Source organism: Nocardia sp. SYP-A9097 (genome assembly GCF_009649815.1).
Classification (GTDB): domain Bacteria; phylum Actinomycetota; class Actinomycetes; order Mycobacteriales; family Mycobacteriaceae; genus Nocardia.
Genome location: NZ_WJIC01000023.1, coordinates 104,206 through 119,196 on the forward strand (window position 1 = coordinate 104,206; position 14,991 = coordinate 119,196).

Genomic DNA, 14,991 nt, shown 5'->3' on the forward strand with positions numbered 1-14,991 from the left:
GCTGCGCGGACCACCGGGTAAACACGCACATCACTTCTCGACGGTGCGCTTGATCCGGTCGAGGGTTTCGTTCATGCCGGTGACGAGGTTCGCCTCGAAGATCTGCTCGCCGCCCAGCACGGTGTCGATGAGCTTGCGAATGACCGGGTTGACGCCGTTGGGGATATCGCGGCGCTGGATGACCCGGGTGCCGCTCTCGGTGGGCTCGAGGGTGAAGCTCCAGATGGTGCGGTTCTCGTTCATCCGGAAGGCGATGGCGTGATTCGGTTCGAAGCGCACCACCCGGGAGGTGGTCGGGTAGAACTTCGCGCCGTCGCGATTGAGATTGACGGTCCAGGTGCCGGTCCGGGTCTTACCGAGCGGCTGCATGCGGACGGTGGCCGGGCTGAATTCGGGCATGCGCTTGAGGTCGGAGATGACGCTCCAGACCTGCTCGGGCGCCGCGGCGATGTCGATGCTGGCTTCGAGAGTGTTCGGCAACGCAGCCTCCGGGAGATGTGACGATCGGTACCGGCATCCTAGTTGGGCGCGGACATATGGGGTCAATCGAACATCGGGCATCGAACCGAACACTGAAAATCAACTAGATCACATTCTTGTGTTGTCGTATGGCCGAATGTAATGAGCGGCGCACAATGTCGGATAGACGAAGTAACAGACAAGGCCACCAGCTTTCGATGCGAAACGTGAGGTGATCGGCCGTGAAACTGCGTTCGCTCCTGCATCGCAAGACCAACGTCTCCGATGGTGATATCGCCGAGACCGGTACAGCCGAAGAGGTTCCGCTACTGCCGTCGGACGAGATCCGCGATACCTCCCAGGTCCCCCTCAGACCCAAAAGATCCAGACCCAACGGTCAACTCGAGGAGCGATTGGAACGGCTGCTCACGCCGAACGAGCTGGATCTGGTTGAGCACCATCGGATTTGACCAGGTGAACGACTCGGAGTTCCCGGCGGCGGAGCCCAGCCGTTCGCGCAAGGCGGACACTCGCACCCCATTCGACTTGCCCCCGCGGCTCATACTTCATAGGTGACTTCACCAGCTGCCGCCAAGCCGGCCATCCTCAGCGTGGACGACGACCCGGGCGTCTCACGTGCCGTGGTTCGTGATCTGCGCCGCCGGTACGGCGCGGACTACCGGATTCTGCGGGCGGAGTCGGGTACGGACGCGCTCGAGGTACTGCGGGAATTGAAATTGCGCGGCCAGCCGGTCGCGGTATTGATCGCCGACTATCGCATGCCGAGCATGAACGGCGTCGAATTCCTGGAGCAGGCCATGGACCTGCACCCGTACGCGCGCCGTGTGCTGTTGACCGCGTACGCCGATACCGATGCAGCCATCGAGGCGATCAATGTGGTCGATCTGGACCACTATCTGCTCAAGCCGTGGGATCCGCCGGAGGAGAAGCTGTATCCGGTGATCGACGCCCTGCTCGACGCCTGGCGCGGTGACGATCACAAGCCGGTGACCGAGACCAAGGTGGTCGGGCACCGCTGGTCGGCCCGCTGCTCGGAGGTGCGGGAGTTCCTGGCGCGCAATCAATTGCCTTATCGCTGGTACCAATTCGACGAACCCGAGGGCGCGCGCCTGCTCACCGCGGCCGATGCCACCGAGGATCAGTGCCCGGTGATCATCAATCCCACCGGTGAAGTGCTGATCATGCCCACCGATTCGGAATTGGCCAGCGCGGTCGGCCTGAATACCGTTCCGGCGGACGAGTTCTACGACCTCATCGTGGTCGGCGGCGGCCCGGCCGGATTGGGCGCGGCGGTATACGGCGCATCCGAGGGCTTGCGCACGGTGCTGGTCGAGCGCACGGCGACGGGCGGTCAGGCGGGCCAGAGTTCACGTATCGAGAACTATCTCGGCTTCCCGGACGGCCTCTCCGGCGCGCAGCTGGCCGATCGCGCGCGCCGCCAGGCCGTGAAATTCGGGGCCGAGCTGATCACCACCCGCGAGGTGGTCGGCCTGGAACCGTGTGGTTCGGCCCGCGTGGTGAAATTCGCCGACGGCTCCAAGATCGCCGCGCACAGCGTGGTGATCGCGACCGGCGTCAATTACCGGCATCACCCTGCCCCCGGTGTGGATGATTTCACCGGCCGCGGTGTGTACTACGGGTCCGCCATGACCGAGGCGTCGGACTGTTCGGATCGCGATATCTACATTGTCGGCGGCGCGAATTCGGCGGGTCAGGCGGCGGTGTACCTGTCCCGGCACGCGCGCACCGTGCACATTCTGGTGCGGGCCACGTCGCTGGTGGATTCCATGTCGCACTATCTGATTCAGCAGATCGAGCAGATCCCCAATATCAAGGTGCATCCCCGCACCGAGGTGGTCTCGGCCGACGGTGACGATCACCTGGAGCGGATCGTATTGCGCGACAACACCACCGGTGCGGAAGAAAAGGTGGATGCCGAGCGGTTGTTCCTTTTCATCGGCGCCGCCCCGGAGACCGATTGGCTCGAAGGCATCGTGCATCGGGACGACAAGGGTTATGTGCTCGCCGGTCCGGATCTGATGGTGGACGGCAACAAGCCGGTCGGTTGGGAACTTGCCCGCCCGCCGCAACATCTGGAGACCAGTGTTCCCGGCGTCTTCGTGGCCGGCGACGTACGGTCGGAGTCGGCGAAGCGCGTGGCGTCGGCGGTCGGCGAAGGCGCCATGGCCGTCATGCTCGTGCACCGCTGGATCGCGAAACAGTAGGAGTTGAGCTGTGGGACACACATATATCTGCGATCCCGATGAACTGCGGGACCTGTTCCTGTTCGAGAAGCTGAACGACGAACAGCTGGCCTGGCTGTGCAAGGACGGCCGGGTCGAACACTTCGAACCCGGTCTGGTGTTCCGTGAGGGCGAGCCGGGCACCTGCTTCTATGTGCTGATGGAAGGCGAGGTCCGGCTGACCAAGATGTCGGGCGGTGAGGAGATCGAACTCGTCCGCACCGATCATCACGGCTCTTATTCGGGCGCGTGGATGGCGTATATGGGCGACAAGGCGGATCAGCACTACACCGGATCCTTCTATGTCACCAAACCGTCCAAATTCTTTGTGCTGGACGCCGGAACGTTCGCCAAGATGATGCAGGAATGGTTCCCGATGGCGGTGCATCTGCTGGAGGGCGTCTTCTTCGGCAATCGCAATACCAATGAGCGCATCGGACAGCGCGAGCGACTGCTGGCACTCGGCTCGCTCTCGGCGGGTTTGACACACGAGCTGAACAATCCGGCGGCCGCGGCCGTGCGCGCCACTTCCTCGCTGCGTGAACGCGTCGCGGGCATGCGGCACAAGCTGAAGATGATGGCGCGCGGCAAGTTCGACTCCGCGACCATGGAGGCGCTGGCGCAATTGCAGGAGGAGGCCGCCGCCCAGGTCGCGAAGGCGCCCACCCTGACCCCGCTCGAGGCCGCCGACCGCGAGGACGAACTCGGCGATTGGCTGGAGGCGCACGACATCTCGAACGGCTGGGATATCGCGCCCACTTTCGTCCAGGCCGGATTCGATATCGACTGGCTGGAGAAGGTGCACGGCACGCTCACCGGTTGTGAGGGAGCGGTTTTCGAGGGCGCGATCCGCTGGCTCAACTACACGGTCGAGACCGAGTTGCTGATGAACGAGATCTCCGACTCCACCACCCGCATCTCCACGCTGGTCAACGCGGCCAAGCAGTATTCGCAGATGGATCGCGCACCCTTCCAGGTGGTCGATATCCGGGAGCTGCTGGACAGCACGCTGGTCATGTTGGGTCGCAAGATCGGTGACGACATCCGGGTGGTCAAGGAGTACGACCCGGCGCTGGCGCCGGTGCCATGCTTCGCCGCCGAGCTGAACCAGGTGTGGACCAATCTGATCGACAATGCCATCTCGGCCATGTCCGGTCGCGGCACGCTCACCATTCGCACCTATCGCGACGGGGACTGTGCCGCAGTCGAAATCGGCGATACCGGGCCGGGTGTGCCACTGGAGATCCGAACTCGGATCTTCGAACCGTTCTTCACCACCAAACCGGTCGGCGAGGGCACCGGTCTGGGCTTGGACATTTCGTTCCGCATTGTGGTGAACAAGCATCACGGCGATATCCGGGTGGAGTCCGAACCCGGCGATACCCGGTTCATCGTGCGACTGCCTCTGGAAGGCTCAGCGGCGGCCGTGGCTCCCGAGAATATCGAAACAGCAAGCACGGCACCCTGATACAGGAGGCGAGTGATGTCGGACAAGGCGCAGATCGAGGGAATCGATACCACCGTGGCCCCGAGCGGTCCCGGATGCGTGGAATGCGATGCGAGCCAGGGCTGGTGGCTGCACCTGCGCCGGTGCGCACAGTGTGGGCACGTCGGCTGCTGTGACAGTTCGCCGTCGCAGCACGCCTCCAAACATGCCGCGAGCAGCGGACATCCGTTCGCGCAGAGTTATGAGCCCGGCGAGAGCTGGTTCTACAACTATCGGACCGAGGATATGTACGGCGATGGCCCGGAATTGACCGCGCCGCACCATCATCCGCTCGGTCAGACGGTGCCCGGTCCCCGTGAGCGGGTGCCCGCGGACTGGCAGAGTCACCTGAACTGAACGGGCAGTTCAGTGAAAACCCCTGGGAGACAGCATCCCCCGGGGGTTCTTCTCATTCCAGCGGTGCGAGTTTCTGTGCCGTGAGGAATTCCAGCGCCAGATCGGCGACGGTGTGCCAGCCGTGATCGGCGGCCATGGAATGGCCTCGGCCCTCCAGCACCCGCAGTTCGGTGACACCCGAATTCCGCTGCTGCAGTTTGTATTCCGACTGCACGATGGCAGCGGGCACGGTTCGGTCGGCGGTGCCCGCGATCAGCAACAGCGGCCCGCGCGGCGCGCGCACGTCCACGGCCGCTTCGGTTTTCGGGCTCACATTCGCCAGCGCGGCCTGGAACAGCGGCTTCACCGGCGCGGGAATCACATACTGCGCGAACAGTTGATCGGACTCCGCGCGCGGGACGGCATTGGCGAAGAAGCGATGATAGCTGTCCGCGGTGTGCGACCAGGTCTTGGACCGCAGCCACGGTTGCGCGAGAATCGGTCCGGCACTGCGTAATTGGGCGGGCGGCAGAATATAGACGCCCTTGAATTGCGCGGGTGCGATGGCGACACAGCCGATGGCGCTACCCTCGGCGAGCAGTCGCTGCGCGATCAGCCCGCCGAACGAGTGCCCGATGACGATCGGCGGTGCGGGTAGATCGGCGATGTACTTCGCGTAGTGGTCGGTGACCTCGGCTATTCCGCGATTGCGCAATGCCTGCGGATGGGCGCGGGTGCTCGCCGGATCGGGTCCGTCGCCGGGCCAGCCGGGGGCGATGGGCGCGAATCCCGCGCGGTCGAAGTATTCGAGCCACGGGGTCCAGCTGTCGCTGTGCATCCACAGGCCGTGCACGAAGACGATGGGGGTTTTCGGTGCGGGCATGAGATCTCCTCCGATTGCAGGTGATTCGTCTCATTTCGCCTGTTTGTGACGATACGGGACCGGTGTTACCCGTACGGGCGGAATGTCCCGCACCCCGGTGCGCCGCCGCGCCGTGCCCAGGTACTCTGCTGCGAGCGCCGGGCCGGACCCGGTGTGAGCAAGCCCCTCACATGCTGTGTTCGGCTCGGAAAAGGGTCTCGGAAAAGGGTTATGAAACAGACTGCGATCGTCGCCCTCGCCGCGGGTGCGCTGGTACTGGGCCTCACCGCTTGCGGATCGGACAAATCCACCGAATCCAGCGGCCTGCGCAAGGAAACCACCACCTCTGCCGCCGCCAAATCCGGCGTCCCCGTCGCCACGACGGCCGCCGCGCCCGTGGAACCCCCGGCCGGTGCCCCGGCGACCACCACCGCGGCCGCCGCCAAGAAGACCACCGCCCCCAATGGCGCGCAGACCACCTGCGGCGAATTCAAGGACCTGGACGGCGATACCGAGAAGCAGGTCATCCAGCAGGTGCTGTCCGCCAACCCCGGCTCCAAATTCGACGGCAGCCCCAATGTCGCCCTGGGTACCGCCAAACTGGTGTGCCTGGCCCAGACCTACGCCGGTACTCCGGTGGCCAACGCGATCGGCGCGGCCAAGTAACCGCACGCGCTGCCGGACCGATCAGTCTTTGTGGCGCAGCCGTATTCGATGATGACGAGCGGCGGGTGGATACTCACCGCAGTTCTGTCCCCGGGCAGGCGTAATGTCCCCGATCGACCGCATGACGCGAGGACGGGTGAACCGATGGACGCCGGCGAACTGGTGGAATTCGAGCGGCATCGACCGCGACTGTTCGCGCTCGCGTACCGCATGCTCGGTTCGGCGAGCGAGGCCGAGGACGCGGTACAGGAGACCTATCTGCGCTGGGCCGGCAGCGCGCACGCCGAAATCCGCTCCCCCGAAGCGTGGTTGACCACCATTCTGGTGAACCTCTGCCGCAGCTGGCTGGATTCGGCCCGCGCCCGTCGCGAAACCTATGTCGGCCCGTGGCTACCCGAACCGGTCGCCACCGGCGCGGCCGAACTGGGTCCGCTGGAATCGGTGGAGCAGCGCGAACTGGTCTCGCTGGCCTTCCTCACCCTGCTCGAACGTCTCACCCCCGCCGAGCGAGCCGTTTTCGTGCTGCGGGAGGCGTTCGGTTACGCGCACCGCGAGATCGCCGACATGCTCGATCTCACCGAGGCCAATTCCCAGCAGCTCTACCGCCGCGCCACCCAGCGGGTGCGCGATGATCGCCCGCGTTTCGACCCCGCGCCCGCACACGCCTACGAGCTCTACGAAAAGTTCCTGGCGGCAGCCGGATCCGGCGATGTGGCCTCGCTGGAGGCCATGTTCACCGCCGATATCGTCTCGGTGGCCGATGGCGGCGGCAAGATCAATGCCGCGCGCCGCCCGGTGGTCGGTGCGGCGAAGGTGGCCCGCTACCTGGTGAGTCTGTTCGCCACCGATATTCCGGGCCTGTCCGTGGGCGTCGAGGATGTCAATGGCGCGCCGGCGTGGGTCGCCCGCGCGCAGGGCGCGACCGTCATGGTCGCGGACGCCGATATCGTCGGAGACCGGCTGGCCGCCCTCCGCCTGATCGTGAACCCGGACAAACTGGCCTATTTCATGCGGGCCGACCAGGCGGCTCCGCGCACCGCGTGAGCGAGTGACGCGGCACACGTCCCGGAATTGTCAGGGATTCGGAGGCTGTCCGGTCTAGAGGGTGTCGTCCAAGCGAAAAGGAGTCGCTCTCATGACCGGAGAACATCGAATCGTGGTGCTGGGTGCGGGATACGCGGGTCTGTCCGCCGCGGGCAAGGCGGCGCGGGCCCGCGGCGCGCGCGTCACGGTGATCGATACGCGCGCCGAGTTGGTCGAGCGTGTCCGACTGCATCAGGCCCTGACCGGGCAGCGGATTCCGAGCTGGCAGCTGGGAGAGCTGCTGGAGCGTAAGGGCATCGAATTCATCCGGGGACGTGTGGTCGAGATCGATCCCGCGGCGCGCCTGGTGCACCTCGAAGGTGACTGGTCGCTGTCCTACGACTCACTCGTCTACGCCCTCGGCAGCAAGGCCGATACCGGCGCTGTTCCCGGTGCCACCGAGCACGCCTACCCGGTCGCCACGCCGGAGGATGTGGCGCGGGTGCCCGCGCTCTCCGGCCGGGTGGCGGTGGTCGGTGGCGGCTCCACCGGTATCGAGACGGCCGCCGAACTGGCCGAGGCCCGACCTGATCTCGATATCCACCTGGTGAGCTCCGAGGACCCGGGTGCCTGGCTGTCGCCCAAGGCGCACAACCACATTCGCAAGACCCTGGACCGGCTGGGCGTGCGCGTGCACGCCGGCGAGAAGGTCGCCGCAGTCACCGCCACCGGTCTCGAGCTGGTCGACGGCACCCACCTGCCCGCCGAAACAGTGCTCTGGGCAACGGGATTCGCGGTTCCGGCGGTCGCGGCCCGCTCCGGTCTGGCGGTGGACGCGCGCGGCCGGATACTGGTCGACGCCGAGCTGCGCTCGCGGTCGCATCCGGAGATCTATGTCGCGGGCGACAGTGCCGTCATGCCGGGTCCCGGCGGCCGGGAAATGCGGATGGCCTGTGCCACCGCTCAGCCCTCGGGTAAGTACGCCGCGGCCGCTCTCACCGCGCGCCTGGCGGGTAAGGAGCCCGCGCCGAACAATGCCCGCTATATCGCGCAGTGCATCAGCCTCGGGCGTCACGACGGGGTCTTCCAGCGGGTGCACGCCGATGATTCGCTCGCGGGGACCGTACTCACCGGCCGTACCGCCGCCTGGGTGAAGGAGCGGATCGTGCGTGGCGCGGGCTGGGCGGCGCGGCCCTGAATCGCCGGGAAATTTCGTCAACTAAGGGTTGACCATCGCATGATGGTCAACCTACAGTTGACGCATGACGAATCCTTTCCGCCTCGACGATCTCATCGACGGCATCAAGAAAGCCCGCCCCGACAATGCCCTCGACCAGCTCTCCGATGCCGTGGTGCTGGCGAATCACCTCGGTGACCTGGCCGATCACCTCATCGGCCACTTCGTCGACCAGGCCCGCCGCTCCGGCGCCTCCTGGACCGATATCGGCGGCAGTATGGGCGTCACCAAACAGGCCGCGCAGAAGCGTTTCGTCCCGAAGAATCCGGGCGACGCTGCGGACGCCGGGACGCTCGACCCGAGTGCCGGTTTCGCCCGATTCACTTCGCGGGCCCGCACCGCGGTGGTCGGCGCACAGGAGGAGGCGCGCGACGCGAGCAATGCCGAAATCACCCCCGAACACCTCATCCTGGGCCTGCTGCACGAGCCGAATTCCCTTGCGATGCAGATCGTCCTGGCCAAGGGCGTGAACGCCGACGCCGTCCGCCGCGTCGCCACCGCCGCCCTGCCCGCGCCCGCCGAAAAGCTTCCGGCCTTGATCCCCTTCGATTCTCAGGCCAAGAAGGTCCTGGAACTGACCTTCCGCGAGGCACTTCGCCTGGGCCACAACTACGTCGGCACCGAGCACCTGCTGCTCGCGCTGCTGGAGGTCGAGTCCGGTAGCGGCGTGTTGTCCGGCCTGGGCCTGGACAAGGAAACGGTCTCCGCCGATATCGCGCAGCTGCTTGCCTCGCTCCCCGCAGCGGCCGAAGACGCGCAATAAACCCCGCCTCACCCGTCCCAGTGGCCACGCCCGATACCATGTGGGTATGGCGGACGACGAAGGTTCCGACCTGGTTGCAGGGGAAAAGCGCATCGATCTGGTGCGCGCCCTCTCCTATGTCTCCACGGAGGACGCTCCGGACGGCGGCACCATCGTCAACGGTGACCTGCCCCCCGACGTCGCTCCGGCCTTCGTCCGCGCCATCATGCGCATCGAGGCCGAGCTCCTCCTGAACGACGCGGAATTGGTCACAGAAGAACAAGGCGAACCCCGCACCCCCGAAGAGCGCCGCACAGACGCGCTGATAGCTCTGCTCCTCCGGGTAGACGACCGATTGGTGCGTTAGCTGCGGCTGGGGGTTCGGGGGCGAAGCCCCGAGACCTGACGTCAGCGCCTCCCTCAACCTTGCACTCCCGGGGTGTGAGTGCTAGAAATGGCTTTGGCACTCCTGACCTGTGAGTGCTAGGTCGGGACGGTGAGGCCCCATGTGGTCGTCCGTCGCGGGCACCGCGCCTGGCCAGATCGTGTCAATCCCCTGATCTGGAGGATCTCAACGCAATGGCCAAGACAATTGCGTACGACGAAGAGGCTCGCCGCGGTCTCGAGCGGGGTCTGAACGCCCTGGCCGACGCTGTCAAGGTGACGCTGGGCCCGAAGGGCCGCAACGTCGTGCTGGAGAAGAAGTGGGGCGCCCCCACCATCACCAACGATGGTGTCTCCATCGCCAAGGAAATCGAGCTCGAGGATCCGTACGAGAAGATCGGCGCGGAGCTCGTCAAGGAAGTTGCCAAGAAGACGGACGACGTCGCTGGCGACGGCACCACCACCGCCACCGTGCTCGCCCAGGCGCTGGTCCGCGAAGGTCTGCGTAACGTCGCGGCCGGTGCGAACCCGCTGGGTCTCAAGCGTGGCATCGAGAAGGCCGTCGAGGCCGTCACCATTCGCCTCCTCGCCACCGCCAAGGAGGTCGAGACCAAGGAGCAGATCGCCGCTACCGCCGGTATCTCGGCTGGCGACTCGTCCATCGGTGAGCTCATCGCCGAGGCTATGGACAAGGTCGGCAAGGAAGGTGTCATCACCGTCGAGGAGAGCAACACCTTCGGTCTCCAGCTGGAGCTGACCGAGGGTATGCGCTTCGACAAGGGCTACATCTCGGGTTACTTCGTCACCGACCCGGAGCGTCAGGAAGCGACCCTCGAGGATCCGTACATCCTGCTCGTCGGCTCGAAGATCTCGACCGTCAAGGACCTGCTGCCGCTGCTGGAGAAGGTCATCCAGGCCGGCAAGCCGCTGCTGATCATCGCGGAAGACGTTGAGGGCGAAGCGCTTTCGACTCTGGTCGTGAACAAGATCCGTGGCACCTTCAAGTCCATCGCCGTCAAGGCGCCGGGCTTCGGTGACCGTCGCAAGGCCATGCTGGCCGATATCGCCATCCTCACCGGTGGCGAGGTCATCAGCGAAGAGGTCGGCCTCTCCCTGGAGACCGCCGGCATCGAGCTGCTGGGCACCGCCCGCAAGGTCGTCATCACCAAGGACGAGACCACCATCGTCGAGGGCGCGGGCGACTCGGAGGCCATCAAGGGCCGTGTCGCGCAGATCCGCACCGAGATCGAGAACTCGGACTCGGATTACGACCGTGAGAAGCTGCAGGAGCGTCTGGCCAAGCTGGCCGGCGGTGTTGCGGTGATCAAGGCCGGTGCCGCGACCGAGGTCGAGCTCAAGGAGCGCAAGCACCGCATCGAAGATGCCGTGCGTAACGCGAAGGCCGCCGTCGAAGAGGGCATCGTCGCCGGTGGTGGCGTGGCGCTGCTGCAGTCGGCTCCGGCCCTGGACGAGCTGTCCCTGACCGGTGATGAGGCCACCGGCGCGAACATCGTTCGCGTCGCGCTGTCCGCGCCGCTGAAGCAGATCGCCTTCAACGCGGGCCTGGAGCCCGGCGTTGTCGCCGAGAAGGTCACCAACCTGCCCGACGGCCACGGCCTGAACGCCGCGACCAACGAGTACGAGGACCTGCTGGCCGCCGGCGTCGCCGACCCGGTCAAGGTCACCCGCTCGGCGCTGCAGAACGCCGCGTCCATCGCCGCGCTGTTCCTCACCACCGAGGCCGTTGTCGCCGACAAGCCGGAGAAGGCTGCCCCCGCGGGCGACCCGACCGGTGGCATGGGTGGCATGGACTTCTGAGTCCTGCCTTCCGGCAACACTTTTCGAACTGGAAGCCGGTTCGCCTGCGGGCGAGCCGGCTTTCGGCGTTTCCGGGGGCGGTCAGGCGGCGGGCAGGCCGACGAGGTCGGCCATGAGGTTCATATGGTGGGTGAAGTAGTCGGTGCGGGCTTGGACGAGTCCGTCGAGGCGGCCGAAGGTTTCGAAGGTGACCAGGCCGAAGAGCTGGGTCCAGGCGGCGAAGACGCGGTCGAGGACCTCCGCCGGGAGGGCGGATCCCTTGTCTTCGATGAGGGTGCGCAGGTCGTCGCTTACGGGGCCGGGCAGTGCGCTGGGCAGTGCCGGGGGAGTGAGTTTGCCACTGGCGAAGGCTGTTTCGGCGATTTCGGAGAGCAGTAGGACGACGACGGCGGCGGGGGCGACGGTGTCCTGGGGTGCGCTGTAGCCGGGGAGCGGGTTGCCGTAGAGGAGGCCGTATTCGGGGCGATGGGCGGTGGCCCAGTCGCGGACGGCGGTGCAGACGGCGAGCCATCGGGTGCGGTGGTCGGCGGCGGGGATTTCGCCGGCGGCGGTGGTGGCCGCGGCGCCGAGTGACTGGTACGCCTCCAGAATGAGGGCCGTGAGCAGATCGTCGCGGCTGGGGAAGTAGCGGTAGAGGGCCGAGGCCACGATGTCCATATCCCGGGCGACGCCGCGCAGGGAGAGGTTCGCTCCGTCCACCGCCAGCCGTTTGCGCGCGGCCGCCTTGATCTCTTCGATCATTTCGACGCGGACGCGGGCGCGCAGGGAGGAGGCGGACATACTCGCATTGTAGAGAACGATTCGCCGGTTCGAGAACGGCCGATCATTGCGAGAACACTGTTCTTTACTCGACGACGGTGCGGGTTTATCGTTGATTTCACGAAGAGAACAGTGTTCTCGCACCGGAGCACCTGAAAGAATCGAAGACCCGTGTCTCTGCGAATCGTTCTCGGCGCGGGCCCGGTCGGCACCGCAACCGCTCTGCTGCTCGCCGATCGCGGCGAGCAGATCCGTCTCATCACCCGCCGCGGTGGCGGCCCGGAGCATCCGCATATCGAGCGGGTCGCGGCCGATGCCTCCGACTCGACCGCCCTGACCGCGCACAGCACCGGGGCGACCGTGATCTAGAAGTGCGCGCAGCCGCCGTACCCGCGCTGGTCCACGGAGTTCCCGCCGCTCATCCGCAGTGGTATCGCCGCCGCCGAGCGCACCGGCGCGCTGCTGGCGAGCGTCGGAAACCTGTATGGCTACGGCGAATTCGACGGTCCGGTCCGGGAGGATCAGCCGCTGCGACCCAATTCCGTGAAGGGCCGGGTCCGCGCCGATCTGTGGAACGAGGCCCTGGCCGCCCATGAGGCGGGCCGTATCCGCACCGTCGAGGTGCGCGGCTCGGACTATCTGGGCGCGGGTGCGACCTCGACCGCCACGGTCCGGATGCTCTCGGCGGTGCGCGCGGGAAAGCCCGCCCTGGTCCCCGCGAATCTGGCTGCCGCGCACAGTTGGACGGCGACCGATGACGTGGCGCGCACACTGATCGCGGCCGCCGATGACGAGACCGCCTGGGGTAGGGCGTGGCATGTGCCCACCGCCGCCCCGGTTTCGGTCCGGGCTCTCGCCGATATCGCGGCGAATGTCGCGAGCACCGCGCCCGCCCGGGTCCGGCGCATGCCCGCCGCGGTGCTGTGGATGGCCGGCCTGTTCAACGCGGATGCCCGCGAATTGCGGGAAACCCGGTACCAATTCGATCGCCCATTCGTGCTCGACTCAACCGCCGCGACCGCGAAATTCGGCCTCGAGCCGACCTCGACCGAGGCGGCCGTCCGAGCCACCTTCGCCACCCTGCCCACCGCCGCACGACGGTAGCCATGACGAACGACGCCCGGTGAGCGATGGGTTCGCTCACCGGGCGGACGCGGTGTGGAGTGGGATTTGCGTTGTGCGGCAGCGGTTTTCGGCTCAGCCGAGGAGCTGGGCAAAACGCAGGTGGTTGCCCCAGGGGTCGAGGAAGCCGCAGTCGCGCATGCCGTAGGGCTGGTCGACGAGGGGCTGGTCGACCGGCAGGCCCGCCTCGGACAGCTTCTCGAACAGCGCGGTGACGTCCTCGACGCGGAAGATCAAGGTGCCCTGCGCGCCGCTGGCGAGGCGAGCCTGTGCGGCGGCGGAGGCTTCGGGGGAGGGGTTCATGGCGGGGTTCTCGAGAATGAATTCGATACCGGGCTGTGCGGCCGGGCCGACGGTCAGCCAGCGGCCGCCGGGGAACGCCATGTCCTGGCGTACCTCGAGGCCGATGATGTCGCGGTAGAACTCGAGTGCCTTGTCCTGGTCGTCGACGAGGACCGAAACGTGGGTGAGGGCGAGGCCGGTGCTGCTCATGGAAGTCTCTTTTCTCTGGACGACGAGGTCATCGGTACAGACGGCCGACTTCGCCGAAACTAATCGATCCACTCGAGCTTTCTCCGAATTTGCGGTGCGCATTCCGGAGGACGTGCGTGAGATGTGGTGTCCCAAAATGGGATTCCACTGGACATTTCGGGCATTTTCCGGTCAAGATCTGGGTCGGTCTCGTGTTGAGACCGTTTCCGATGGGGAGATCCGAATGTTTGCAATGGGCAAGGTTGCCCTTGGGCTGGCCACCGCTTCGATGCTGGCCGGTGTGATCGTGGGCGCGGGGCCCGCGAGTGCCGAGGCCGGTCCGGACGGCCGCCTCTACGGTTCGATCGCGATTCTCGAGTACGACAACGACACCGAGGATTGGAACGCCGCGTACAACTACCCGAGCTGGGCCGAGGCCGATCGTGACGCGCTGGACGACTGCGGCGACCCGCAGTACTGCCACATCGCGGTGCGTTTCGTCGATGGTTGTGGCGCCGTCGCCAAGACATCGGGTTCGAATGCTCGTTACTTCTGGGGCACGGCCCCGAATCGTTTCGAGGCGGAGCGGCAGGCGCTGGCAGGCGCGTTCCGTCCGTCGTCCATGAGTGCCGCGGGTGGTCCGGGCATCCTGGTCGTCTCCAAGTGCACCGGTAACGCGGGCTGATCCAAGCCCTCGCCGTGAATTCCGAAGGCCGGTCCACCTCACGGTGGACCGGCCTTCGTCGTTCTTCATCGTCCGGGATGTCGTTCGGAGAGGGTGGCCGCGGCGTCGATGGGCCGGATGCCGAGGAGTTCGGCGGCCGCCGCGATGGCCGCGCGCAAATCCTCATCGGTGGGCCGGGTGGTGTCGTAGAGGAGTTCGACCATTTCCATCGCGGCAATCGCTTGGTCTCGGGTGAGTAGTCGTCCGGGGAGCCAGCTGACTCGCCATCGGGCTTCGCCGTCATCGGGGAGTCGCTCCGCGAACTCGCCGACTGCACCGCTCGTTATCGACCAATCGCAGACGTACACACGAACAAGGGTGCGCTTCGGCCGCGCATCGGCAAGACCATTCGTTCGGATTGCCCGGTTCAGGCCGCTGACCAGCCGATTTGACTTCATTCGTAGCGCCACGTAACTTTATCCAAGTCAGAGCGACACGGACACCGACCCGGAGCCCCTAGGGCCTGGGAAACGAGGTTGTACGAGGAGCGCCTGACAGATTCACATTAGCCCTCCTGATCAGCGGATTTGGTTCTGCTGCGTTGGTGGGGTTAAGCTTTGAAAGCAGCCACTGAGACCGACCGGGACAAAGAGCCCGCGAAGTTCTGTGTGCGTGTGTTCTTTGAGAACTCAATAGTG

The 14,991-nt window shown here is 66.0% G+C and carries 18 protein-coding genes; 13 read left to right on the top strand and 5 right to left on the bottom strand.

Going from position 1 to position 14,991, the window contains the following annotated elements; all coding sequences use genetic code 11:
* Positions 1–30: 30 nt before the first annotated feature.
* Complete coding sequence (locus GFY24_RS31865) at positions 31–480, bottom strand: SRPBCC family protein (RefSeq protein ID WP_153808812.1); 450 nt, start codon at positions 478–480, stop codon at positions 31–33.
* Between the two features lie 221 nt (positions 481–701).
* Between GFY24_RS31865 and GFY24_RS31870 the strand changes: the two genes are divergently transcribed.
* From GFY24_RS31870 to GFY24_RS31885, 4 genes are all read left to right on the top strand, one after another.
* Positions 702–929 carry a hypothetical protein gene (locus tag GFY24_RS31870; protein WP_153808813.1) on the top strand — a complete coding sequence of 76 codons (228 nt, stop codon included), beginning with the start codon at positions 702–704 and terminating at the stop codon, positions 927–929.
* 102 nt (positions 930–1,031) lie between these two features.
* Positions 1,032–2,705 (top strand): FAD-dependent oxidoreductase, encoded by a 1,674-nt coding sequence (locus GFY24_RS31875; RefSeq protein WP_309231588.1) that lies wholly within the window; start codon positions 1,032–1,034, stop codon positions 2,703–2,705.
* 10 nt (positions 2,706–2,715) lie between these two features.
* A complete protein-coding gene (locus GFY24_RS31880) occupies positions 2,716–4,191 on the top strand; it encodes an ATP-binding protein (protein ID WP_309231589.1) in 1,476 nt (491 codons plus the stop codon).
* A 15-nt stretch (positions 4,192–4,206) separates the two neighbouring features.
* On the top strand, positions 4,207–4,566 hold the full coding sequence (locus GFY24_RS31885) for a UBP-type zinc finger domain-containing protein (protein WP_153808814.1): 360 nt from the start codon (positions 4,207–4,209) through the stop codon (positions 4,564–4,566).
* Between the two features lie 52 nt (positions 4,567–4,618).
* Here the strand turns inward: GFY24_RS31885 and GFY24_RS31890 are convergent, their stop codons facing one another.
* Complete coding sequence (locus tag GFY24_RS31890; RefSeq protein WP_153808815.1) at positions 4,619–5,428, bottom strand: alpha/beta hydrolase; 810 nt, start codon at positions 5,426–5,428, stop codon at positions 4,619–4,621.
* 210 nt (positions 5,429–5,638) lie between these two features.
* On the opposite strand from GFY24_RS31890, the gene GFY24_RS31895 reads away from it, so the two are divergent.
* The 6 genes from GFY24_RS31895 (at position 5,639) to groL (ending at position 11,277) form a co-directional block, all read left to right on the top strand.
* Complete coding sequence (locus GFY24_RS31895; protein ID WP_153808816.1) at positions 5,639–6,073, top strand: hypothetical protein; 435 nt, start codon at positions 5,639–5,641, stop codon at positions 6,071–6,073.
* Between the two features lie 144 nt (positions 6,074–6,217).
* On the top strand, positions 6,218–7,117 hold the full coding sequence (locus GFY24_RS31900) for an RNA polymerase sigma-70 factor (RefSeq protein ID WP_153808817.1): 900 nt from the start codon (positions 6,218–6,220) through the stop codon (positions 7,115–7,117).
* Positions 7,118–7,208: 91 nt separating this feature from the next.
* Positions 7,209–8,294, top strand: coding sequence for an NAD(P)/FAD-dependent oxidoreductase (locus GFY24_RS31905; RefSeq protein ID WP_153808818.1), 1,086 nt, complete (start codon positions 7,209–7,211; stop codon positions 8,292–8,294).
* 64 nt (positions 8,295–8,358) lie between these two features.
* Entirely contained in the window at positions 8,359–9,096 is a 738-nt protein-coding gene (locus tag GFY24_RS31910) for a Clp protease N-terminal domain-containing protein (protein ID WP_153808819.1), read from the top strand.
* 46 nt (positions 9,097–9,142) lie between these two features.
* The gene (locus GFY24_RS31915; RefSeq protein WP_067574856.1) at positions 9,143–9,442 is read left to right on the top strand and encodes a DUF222 domain-containing protein; all 300 of its coding nucleotides are present in this window, start codon (positions 9,143–9,145) and stop codon (positions 9,440–9,442) included.
* Positions 9,443–9,654: 212 nt separating this feature from the next.
* Positions 9,655–11,277 (top strand): chaperonin GroEL, encoded by a 1,623-nt coding sequence (gene groL, locus GFY24_RS31920; RefSeq protein ID WP_153808820.1) that lies wholly within the window; start codon positions 9,655–9,657, stop codon positions 11,275–11,277.
* A gap of 81 nt (positions 11,278–11,358) precedes the next feature.
* On the opposite strand, the gene GFY24_RS31925 is transcribed toward groL, so the two are convergent.
* Complete coding sequence (locus GFY24_RS31925) at positions 11,359–12,057, bottom strand: TetR/AcrR family transcriptional regulator (RefSeq protein ID WP_153808821.1); 699 nt, start codon at positions 12,055–12,057, stop codon at positions 11,359–11,361.
* Between the two features lie 150 nt (positions 12,058–12,207).
* On the opposite strand from GFY24_RS31925, the gene GFY24_RS42400 reads away from it, so the two are divergent.
* The gene (locus tag GFY24_RS42400) at positions 12,208–12,405 is read left to right on the top strand and encodes a hypothetical protein (RefSeq protein WP_228566833.1); all 198 of its coding nucleotides are present in this window, start codon (positions 12,208–12,210) and stop codon (positions 12,403–12,405) included.
* A 174-nt stretch (positions 12,406–12,579) separates the two neighbouring features.
* On the top strand, positions 12,580–13,140 hold the full coding sequence (locus tag GFY24_RS42405) for a hypothetical protein (protein ID WP_228566834.1): 561 nt from the start codon (positions 12,580–12,582) through the stop codon (positions 13,138–13,140).
* Between the two features lie 93 nt (positions 13,141–13,233).
* On the opposite strand, the gene GFY24_RS31935 is transcribed toward GFY24_RS42405, so the two are convergent.
* A complete protein-coding gene (locus GFY24_RS31935; RefSeq protein WP_153808822.1) occupies positions 13,234–13,650 on the bottom strand; it encodes a VOC family protein in 417 nt (138 codons plus the stop codon).
* Positions 13,651–13,882: 232 nt separating this feature from the next.
* Between GFY24_RS31935 and GFY24_RS41310 the strand changes: the two genes are divergently transcribed.
* A complete protein-coding gene (locus GFY24_RS41310) occupies positions 13,883–14,314 on the top strand; it encodes a DUF4189 domain-containing protein (protein WP_194853095.1) in 432 nt (143 codons plus the stop codon).
* A gap of 65 nt (positions 14,315–14,379) precedes the next feature.
* Here GFY24_RS41310 and GFY24_RS31945 read toward each other — a convergent pair whose 3' ends face one another.
* Positions 14,380–14,661 carry a hypothetical protein gene (locus GFY24_RS31945; protein WP_153808824.1) on the bottom strand — a complete coding sequence of 94 codons (282 nt, stop codon included), beginning with the start codon at positions 14,659–14,661 and terminating at the stop codon, positions 14,380–14,382.
* Positions 14,662–14,991 lie beyond the last annotated feature (330 nt).

Bases quoted from the DNA above. Each gene is read 5' to 3' on its own strand.
- GFY24_RS31885 (WP_153808814.1), top strand. From the start codon at position 4,207: ATGTCGGACAAGGCGCAGATCGAGGGAATCGATACCACCGTGGCCCCG.
- GFY24_RS31890 (WP_153808815.1), bottom strand. From the start codon at position 5,428: ATGCCCGCACCGAAAACCCCCATCGTCTTCGTGCACGGCCTGTGGATG.
- GFY24_RS31895 (WP_153808816.1), top strand. From the start codon at position 5,639: ATGAAACAGACTGCGATCGTCGCCCTCGCCGCGGGTGCGCTGGTACTG.
- GFY24_RS31900 (WP_153808817.1), top strand. From the start codon at position 6,218: ATGGACGCCGGCGAACTGGTGGAATTCGAGCGGCATCGACCGCGACTG.
- GFY24_RS31905 (WP_153808818.1), top strand. From the start codon at position 7,209: ATGACCGGAGAACATCGAATCGTGGTGCTGGGTGCGGGATACGCGGGT.
- GFY24_RS31910 (WP_153808819.1), top strand. From the start codon at position 8,359: ATGACGAATCCTTTCCGCCTCGACGATCTCATCGACGGCATCAAGAAA.
- GFY24_RS31915 (WP_067574856.1), top strand. From the start codon at position 9,143: ATGGCGGACGACGAAGGTTCCGACCTGGTTGCAGGGGAAAAGCGCATC.
- groL (WP_153808820.1), top strand. From the start codon at position 9,655: ATGGCCAAGACAATTGCGTACGACGAAGAGGCTCGCCGCGGTCTCGAG.
- GFY24_RS31925 (WP_153808821.1), bottom strand. From the start codon at position 12,057: ATGTCCGCCTCCTCCCTGCGCGCCCGCGTCCGCGTCGAAATGATCGAA.
- GFY24_RS31935 (WP_153808822.1), bottom strand. From the start codon at position 13,650: ATGAGCAGCACCGGCCTCGCCCTCACCCACGTTTCGGTCCTCGTCGAC.
- GFY24_RS41310 (WP_194853095.1), top strand. From the start codon at position 13,883: ATGGGCAAGGTTGCCCTTGGGCTGGCCACCGCTTCGATGCTGGCCGGT.